We start from the raw sequence: 9,369 nt of genomic DNA, 5'->3' as shown, positions 1-9,369 counted from the left end.
CAACGCCGCCGGAGCTGTCACGATCGTAAAGGTCCCTGTTGTGCCTGTTGTGGCAAGGAGGGTGGTCGTCCTGACTATTGGCAGCGACATTGTGATGGTTGATGGTCACGCCACCAAGGTCGACCCTGCACCTGAAATCGTCGCCGGCCGCACCTTTGTTCCGATTCGCTTCATCGCCGAGACCTTTGGTTCGACGGTTATGTGGCTTCCTGAGACCAGGGGCATCACGATCACCCTTGGGAGTACCATCATCATGCTTCAGATCGGCAACGCAACTGCAGTCATCAAGGGCGACATCACTGCTCTGGACGCTGCCCCGTACATCAAGAACAGTCGTTCGATGGTCCCTCTCCGCGTCATCTCCGAGTCATTCGGCAGCGACGTGGCCTGGAATGCTGCTAAGCACGTCATCACCATCACTCATTTGCTCCCGTAGTCTCGCGATTCCGTCATTCCCCCGAGCCCTTTTGTCCAAGGCGAGGGGTGCTTCTCCGCGAAGCCGGGAATCCATCCTTGCATCATTGCATGGGTCCCCGCATCCGCGAGGACGACAAAAAGGGACCTTTCGAGTTGCCATTCCCCTCCCTCTCCGTCATTCCCGCGAAGGCGGGAATCCATCCTTTCATCATCAACAGTGCATGAACGACAATTCGGGAAACGGTTGGCATACATTGTGCACCATAGATGGTGGAGGGGGGTATTCTGATGTACTCCTGTTCCTCGTTCTTCTTCCTGCAGGACCGCACAGCAACCAAGCCGCTTGTGTGCGGCGAGTACCTGGCACTGCTGCGATGCGCGTTGAAAACTGAAAGGCAAGAGAGCACGTAGTCCCCGGGTGGGGTAAACATTACACAACCGGATGCGTCATCATGTCTGAGGCTTCATTGATCTAGCGTTCCACCCGCGTTCTCATATCTCAATCCACTCTAGCGGCTCTGCCGCGGCACGGTTGCCGTGCTAATCGGTCGTATTCCACAATTTTCATCCAACCAAAGTTAAAAGGAGATCAGATAATGAAGAAATTCCTATCTATATTTGTCGCCCTTGCCATGGTGCTCAGCCTGTTCGCAGGCGTCGGCGCCCGTTCGGCAAAGGCAGCTACGACGCTCACCGTGACGCCATCTGGCAACTTTGCCGGCGGCCTTGCTGGTTCAGGCGCAACAGCTGTCAATGCTGTTGGTACCGTTGTATCATCTGGTTCCAACAGTGCTGTTGTAAACGTAACTACCGCAGGCGTTGGCGTGTTTGATGCAGTAACCCCCAATGTCAGCGTTATGGTGCCGCAAGCTCTAACAGCGACTTCCACCGATGCAGACTGGGCTACTCTAGGGGTCCAGTATATTACATTCACCGCCGGCACCCTGCCTATTGTTGACGATGAGGTTATTGTTGCTGCCAGCGCTGCTCCTGCCGTCGGCACCGTCTTAATGGTGGGTACTACGGTTGGCGGTCTTACGACTGACCAAGTCAATGTGACGACTGCTCCTGTCGGGACCATTAGCGGTGCTGTTTCCGTGATGAGACCGACGAGTGCCGGCTTCACTACCCTCAGGTCCATTGATCCGAACTGGCTAACTGTTGGTACTGCTCAACCTATCACATTCACCGGTATGGTTAGCCCGCTGGCTGTTGGCGAGCAGCTTGAGGTTTCCATGGTCCAGCTGCAAGCAGCCGTTCCAGCGTTTGCTTTCTTGACCATCGGTGGTGGCATTACCGCTGGGGACGTGGCAACAGCCACGTGGCAAGATACTACTGGAACATCGCACACTGCATCGTATACGGTGGTGTCCGGCGATTCCTTGGCAACTGTCACCACTGGGTTGAAAAGTGCCATTAACGCTGTGGTTGGCGGGAACGTTATTGCTACCAATCCTTACGCGTATGTGATTACGTTGACTCAGAATGTCGCTGGCATTGCTGGTAATGGCAAGACGCTTACATCCAGCACCAGTGTCACTGCCACTTCCCTCACCATTCATACGCTTGGTGGACTGACTTCACCGGCCTATGTTGAAGAGGGCAAGACTATTCAGCTGGTCGCAGTTAACCCCACTGGTGCAATTGTCGCTGCTACATGGACGTCTGGCACCGGTACAATCGCGACCATTAATAGTAATGGATTGGTGATGGCAATGACAGACAGTGGTGTCTCTTTGGTCACTGCCACATTTGGTACGTACAGTGGTTCGTTTGTGGTAATTGCCATTCCTCCACAGACAATCACCAGCCTTGCCGTCAAGCTCGTTCCTGCTACCCTGAAGGTAGCCGGCCAGCAGCAGTTTGGTGCTATTGCTGCGAGCGCGGCGTACCTTGCCTTGGATTATACAACGCAGGCAGCCTGGACAGATACTCTCCCTGTTGCCAGTGTTTCCAACGTTGCACCTACACAGGGTCTTCTGGCATACTCAACAGCTGAAACCGGCAATGTTAGTGCTTACGCCGGCAGCTTCACTACGACGGTCGCAGTCACCATCGACGCCGCCGGCGTTGTCACTATTACAACGGCCCCTGTTGCTGTCAAGAGGGTCATCGTCCTGACCATTGGTACCGACATTGTGACCGTTGACGGCCACGCTACCTCTGTCGACGCTGCACCTGAAATCGTCGCCGGCCGCACCTTCGTTCCGATTCGCTTCATCGCTGAGACCTTTGGTTCCACGGTTACGTGGATCCCTGCGACCAGGAGCATCGCAATCACCCTTGGCACCACCACCATTGGCCTCCAGATCGGCAACAAAACCGCAGTCATCAATGGCAAGATCATTGCTCTGGACGCTGCTCCGTACATTAAGAACAGCCGCACGATGGTTCCTCTCCGCGTCATCACCGAGTCATTCGGTGGCAATGTGGCCTGGGATCCTATTAACCACATCATCACCATCACCTACTTGCTCCCGTAGTCTCACGATTCCGTCATTCCCGCCTGCCTCCGTCATTCCCCCGCAGGCGGGAGTTCATCTTTTGGTCCGTCATTCCCCCGAGCCCTTTTGTCCAAGGCGAGGGGTGCTTCTCCGCGCAGGCGGGAATCCATCTTTGCATCATTGCATGGGTCCCCGCATCCGCGAGGACGACGGAACCCACCAGCCAGTCACAGAAAGGCAGACAGGACATCAGGAAAACGGTTGGCACAGATTGTGCATCATAGATGGTGGAAGAAGTTTTGTGGTGTGCTCCTGTTCCTCGTTCTTCTTCCTGCAGTTCCGCTCAGCAACCAAGCCGCTTGTGTGCGGCGAGTACTTGGCACTGCTGTGATGCGCGTTGAAAACTGAAGGGCAAGATATCAGGTAGTACCCGGGTTGGGTAAACGTTACACAACCCGATGTGTCATTGTGTCTCAAGCTTCATTAATCGAGCGTTCCACCCGCGTTCTCGTATCTCAAGCTTCAGTATTGTTTCGTTCCTGCTGTATGCTTCAGGATTTGGCAGTCGGACCGCTTCACTTCTCAGGCAGGGCAAGGATGTGTCACCGCAGGATGCGCATGTACCTGGCGCACAGAACGCGGACTCCTTGCAGAGTTGCCTCCAGGATCAGCCGTGCTTGCACGGCCCGAAGCAGTCCTCGTGACAGCCAACGTTCTGCGGCTCCGTCTCAGCAGGGTACGGATCGGTCGAGGACGTCTCTGCTTATCTCCCGAGCATGTTTTTTCAATGCGAGGGGCGTACTGGGGCAGAGGCAACTCGGACACACGTCTGAGAAATGGTCCACCTTAGCGGCTCTGCCGCGGCACGGCTTCCGTGCCAATCGGTCGTATTCCACAATCTTCATTCAACCAAACTAAAAAGGAGATTACTCAATGAAGAAGTTCCTATCTATATTTGTAGCCCTTGCCATGGTGCTCAGCCTGTTCGCAGGCGTCGGCGCCCGTTCGGCAAAGGCAGCTGTAACCTTGACGGCTACAGCCTCCGCTGCTACGTTGACAGGTGGCATAGATGCTGGGGCCACTGCCGTTTCCGGCAAAGCTACGGTAACAGCTGTAACAACTGCCGCTCCTACAACCGCTGTGGTGACCATCGACACGGCTGCCAAGGGAACCTTCACGGGCGCCGGCGCCGTGTCTGCTACAACACGTACGACTGCTACCCTCGCGACGACAACTGATGCCAATTTCAAGGCTACAGCAGCCTCCTCACAACTCGTGACTGTCAGCAGCACTGCCAACATTTTCGTTGGCGATATCATTATGACCGACGCTGCCACCGCCGGGACGGCTTTAGTTACTGGCATTATCGACGCGACACATATGTATGTTACTATTGGTGCTGTACCAGCGTCTGGTACAATTACTCTGATCAAGCTGGATACGACGACGCCTGGTTTCACTGCTACCACTGCTGATACTGACTTCAAGGCAGTTGCAGGAAGCACCCTCCAGACCGTCGCGTTGACCTCTCCCACTGGAAACCTTCACATAGGCGACCAGGTCACGGTTACGATGGCCGATACAACCGGCGCCGGCGTCAAGGCCACTGGTACTGTTACCATTGGTGGCACTGTCACTGCCGACAATGTAGTCACGGCTACCGTCGCGGGAACAGCATACAACTACACGGCTGTCACCTTAGATACTCCGGGTAGTGTGGCTACCAAGCTAGCGCTTTTGATTAACGATGGCGCTACCTATGACGCGGCATCGATCGGCATGGAGATCACTATCACAGCGGCAACAGCTGGCGTTGATGGCAATGCGATCACTCTTACTGCGACCCCAGCCGCGGCTGCTCCGGTTCCTGCCACGTTGAGCAGCATCGCTCTCGTTCCAGCTACAGTCACTCTTGCTGGCGCTGGCACGCAGACATTTACTGCGACTGCGACGTACAGTGATGATACGACCGCAACTGTTGCTGCAACCTACGCTCTTACGAGTGGGGTTGGATCAGTCACCACCCCGGCAGGCGTCTATACAGCCCCAGCTGCTACAGTGGCGGCTCAGACTGCCGTAGTCACTGGTACCTATACTCTAGGTACTGTCACCAAGACTGCCACTGCTGCGATAACGATTCTTGGTATCGGTGTGACGTTGAGCAGCATCGCCATTGCTCCAGCTACAGTCACTCTTGCCGGCGCTGACACGCAGGCATTTGTTGCGACCGCTACGTACAGTGATGCTACCACCGCAACTGTTATTGCAACCTACACTCCTACGCTTGGAACATTCAGCGGAAGCACCTATACAGCCCCAGCTGCTACAGTGGCGGCTCAGACTGACACAATCCTTGGTACCTATGTCCAAGGTACTGTCACCAAGACTGCCTACGCTACGGTAACGATTTCTGGCTCTGTTGTCACTACCCTTCCCGTTGGCACTGTTACATTGGCTACTCCGACACCGGTAAGTGCGACAAGCGTCCTTCTGAAGTGGACTTATTCGGCCGCGGATGCCATATTCTTCAAGATCTATCGCAACCAGACAGGTGCCAGTCCCATATCAACTGATTATGTGGGTTCCACCCTTGCTACTAGTGTTGTAAATGCATCATACACCTACACCGATACAACAACTGCTGCCAGCCAGCCCTATTGGTATTGGGTTCAAGCTTGGAATAGCACGGGCGGTGGCACTTTTGCTGCTTCCCCCATCGTCTTTACCCCGGCTGCCGCGGTTGTCGTTCCGGTTACCACGACTACCCCTACGGCGCTTACCGTGACGTCAGCTGGCAACTTTACCGGCGGCGTTGATGGTGTAGGCGTAGCAGCTGTCGATGCTCTTGGTACTGTTGTATCACCTGGTGTTGTAAACGTGACTACTGCGGGCGTTGGCCAATTTGACGCAGCCCCCAATGTCAGCGTTTCGGTACCGCTAACTCTAACAGCGACTTCCACTGATGCAGACTGGGCTACTCTCGGGAACCAGTATATTACATTCATCGGCGCCGACCTGCCTATTGTTGGCGATGAGGTTACTGTTACTGCCGCCGGTGCTTCTGGCGTCGGCACCGTCTTAATGATGAGTGGTTCGACTGGACTAATCGATGTGACGATTGCTAAGGTCGGAACCTTGGCTGGTGTTGTTTCCGTGATGAGACCGACTACTGTCGGCTTCCTTACCCTCAACTCCACTGATCCGAACTGGCTCACTGTTGGTACTGCTCAAACTATCACATTCACCGGTATGGTTACCCCGCCGCCTGTTGGCGCCCAGCTTGAGGTTTCCATGGTCCAGCTGCAAGCAGCCGTTAAGGCGTACGGTTTCTTGACACTCAGTGGTGCAGTCAGTGGTGCCCCCATTATTGCTGGGACCGTGGCGACAGCCACGTGGCAAGATACTACTGGAACATCGCACACTGCATCGTATACGGTGGTGTCCGGCGATTCCTTGACAAAGGTCACCACTGGGTTGACTGCTGCCATTAACGCTGTGGTTGGCGGCAACGTTATTGCTACGGCAACCGGCTCGTCTATTAAGTTGGTTCAGACTGTCGCTGGCGCTATTGGCAATGGAAAGACGCTTACAGCCAGCACCAGTGTCACTGCCACTTCCCTCACCATTCATACGCTTGGTGGACTGGGTCAGCCGGCCTATGTTGAAGAGGGCAAGACTATTCAGCTGGTCGCAGTTGACTCCACTGGTGCAATTGTCGGTGCTACATGGACATCCAGCCTGCCAGCAATCGCGACCATTAATAGTGATGGATTGGTGATGGCAATGACAGACAGTGGTGTCACGTTGGTCACTGCCACATATGGTACGTACAGTGGTTCGTTTGTGGTCATTGACGTTGCTCCACAGACAATCACCAGCCTTGTTGTCAAGCTCGTTCCTGCTACCCTGAAGGTAGCCGGCAAGCAGCAGTTTGGTGCTATTGCTGCAAGCACAGGGTACGCTGCCTTGGATTATACAACGCAGGCAGCCTGGGCAGATACTCTCCCTGTTGCTGTTATTTCCAACGTTGCACCTACACAGGGTCTTCTGACATACTCAACAGCTGAAACCGGCAATGTCAGTGCTTCCGCTGCCGGCCTCACTACCACGGCCGCAGTCACCATCGACGCCGCTGGTGTTGTCACTGTTGTAACGGTCCCCGTTGCGGTCAAGAAAGTCATCGTCCTGACCGTTGGTACTGACATTGTAACTGTTGATGGCAAGGCTACCTCCGTCGACGCTCCTCCTGAAATCGTCAACGGCCGCACCTTCGTTCCGATTCGCTTCATTGCTGAGACCTTTGGCTCCACGGTTACGTGGCTTCCTGAGACCAAGGGCGTCACGATCGTTCTTGGCGACACGACCATTGGCCTTCAGATCGGCAATGCAACTGCCGTCATCAATAGCAACATCATTGCTCTGGACGCTGCTCCGTACATCAAGAACAGCCGCACGATGGTTCCTCTCCGCGTCATCTCCGAGTCATTCGGCGGCGATGTGGTCTGGGATCCTGCTCTTCGCACCATCACCATCACCTACCTGGTCCCGGTTGCGGTTACGCCGGCTCCGTAGTCTCGCGACTACGCAGACTGTAGAAGCACAGTAACACGAAGGCCCCCGGGCAACCGGGGGCCTTTTGCATATCCAGACAGGAAAGGATGGGCCAAGGAAGACCCCAAAGGCAAAGACAAGGCCGGATTCCCGCATGCACGGGCGACTGTAACACTCTCGGGACGGTTCCGTTTTCTCCGAGACTGTTACACCTTCGCTGTACCCTTCAACAAAAGAACTGGATTCCCGCCTTCGCGGGAATGACAAAGAGGCGCGGGAATGACGGTGGCGCGGGAATGATGGACCCTCACGGGTTGCGCACCGGCGTGTGCTGGATATACTTGCACTTGTACATATCACAGTCATCTACAGCGAGGCAATGACATGGAACAGGTTCTGCAGTCTGTCGATATAGTCCTGAACACCGTTTGGGCCCGTCTGGCCTTTGGCGTGGCAGTCGTTGCCGTCCTGGTCATCGGGGTCGTTCTTCTCGTGCAGTGGAAGCACCAGTGTACACGTCTGGCGATGGTGTTTGGTAAGGCTGCGGATCCATCGTTCTACGCACACATCGACACGGTGACCCATGCCTTCGACCAGCAGACCACCACGCAGAACGAGGCGCGGGCTGCCTGCGCGGATCTCGAGAAAACGAGCCACCGCTTCTTCGACTCCGTGGACATCGACTACTATGATGCATTTGCGGGACAGGCGGGGAAGTTCAGCTTCTCGCTGCTCATGCTCAATCGCAATGGAGCAGGGATTATTCTGACGTCACTCACGAGTACCCAGGGCAGCAAGGTGTATGTGAAACGGATTGAGAATTGGAAGAGTGACGCGGCGCTGAGTCGCGAAGAGGAGGAACTGCTCAAGAAGAACAACCCGTTGTGACCCGAGAGTTGCATTTTCGTCTGAGTTCCTATATTATCGTACGTGGGTGTTATGTCCGGGCAATGCATACCCAGACGAGAGCCGAATTCCTGCAGTATTGTGAAAAAGCGAGGCGATGATGGCGAAGAAGGCTTCAGTCGAGAAGAAGAGCAAGCGCACCTGTTACTCGGTCATGATCGTTCCACAGTACGAAGGTTGTGCACATCAGTTCAAGGTCTCGCGCCTGGCCATCTACGGTGTCATCACCGCATTCATCCTCTTTGTCTCAGGCTTCGCCTACGCCATTGCGCAGAACACGCGGCTCAAGAACACTGTCGCCCAGTACGACGGCAGGGGTCTTGATCAGGTCGTGCGCCTGCAGGCGACTCAACTTGATGCTGCCAACGAGGCCATCAGCACCAGCAACACGGAACTGACGGCACTCAAGAAGTATGTCGATTATCTGGGTACCCTTGATGCAAAGGTCCGCAAGATGCTTGGCGTCGGCGGGAACAGCGCCTCCCTGGCGTCCATCCTTAAATCGACGGCCACGCCGACCCTTTCTGTCAGCCGTGGCCTGGGCGAAGCTGCAACACAGCTGTCGACGTCGACTGCTGTCGTGCAGAAAGCAGCCGAAGCTCGTGAGAAGAACCTTATCGTCCTCCAGGATGCCGCCTCCAAGTACAACAGCATGCTTTCGAAGACCCCTTCCATCTGGCCGCTCTATGGCCTTATTACGTCGCCGTTTGGCTGGCGCTCCAACCCATTCGGCGGCAGCAGCAGTGAAGAGCATGACGGCGTCGACATCGCAGCTCCGTATGGCACAGCGATCCGTGCGACGGCAGACGGCACGGTGGAGCAAGTCGGCTGGAACGGCACCTACGGTATTTCGGTGACGCTGTACCATCGGAACGGCATCGAGACCTTGTACGGCCACATGAGTCGCATGGCCGTTTCCGCGGGGCAGACCGTCAAGAAGGGCCAGGTCATCGGCTACGAGGGATCGACCGGTCGTGTCACTGGTCCGCATTGCCATTATCAAGTCATGATCAACGGTACCGCGGTCAACCCGATGACGTATCTCGACTAG

5 protein-coding genes are annotated in these 9,369 nt (G+C 55.4%); all 5 read left to right on the top strand.

The genetic code is table 11. From position 1 onward, the window contains the following. Positions 1–436 (top strand): copper amine oxidase N-terminal domain-containing protein (locus SMC1_RS02710; RefSeq protein ID WP_133299404.1); only part of this gene is annotated, 436 nt, incomplete at its 5' end. A 577-nt stretch (positions 437–1,013) separates the two neighbouring features. Continuing rightward, positions 1,014–2,900 (top strand): stalk domain-containing protein, encoded by a 1,887-nt coding sequence (locus SMC1_RS02700; RefSeq protein ID WP_119085273.1) that lies wholly within the window; start codon positions 1,014–1,016, stop codon positions 2,898–2,900. An 894-nt stretch (positions 2,901–3,794) separates the two neighbouring features. Then, entirely contained in the window at positions 3,795–7,433 is a 3,639-nt protein-coding gene (locus SMC1_RS02695) for a copper amine oxidase N-terminal domain-containing protein (protein ID WP_119085272.1), read from the top strand. Between the two features lie 363 nt (positions 7,434–7,796). Next, positions 7,797–8,300, top strand: coding sequence for a DUF4446 family protein (locus SMC1_RS02690; RefSeq protein WP_119085271.1), 504 nt, complete (start codon positions 7,797–7,799; stop codon positions 8,298–8,300). 115 nt (positions 8,301–8,415) lie between these two features. Further along, positions 8,416–9,369: a M23 family metallopeptidase gene (locus SMC1_RS02685; RefSeq protein WP_119085270.1), complete on the top strand. Its 954-nt coding sequence runs from the start codon at positions 8,416–8,418 to the stop codon at positions 9,367–9,369.

This window comes from Candidatus Cryosericum septentrionale (genome assembly GCF_003570995.1).
Lineage (GTDB): Bacteria > Caldisericota > Caldisericia > Cryosericales > Cryosericaceae > Cryosericum > Cryosericum septentrionale.
Note: the sequence above shows the minus strand (reverse complement) of the source record. Positions and strands in the feature narration are given on the sequence as shown.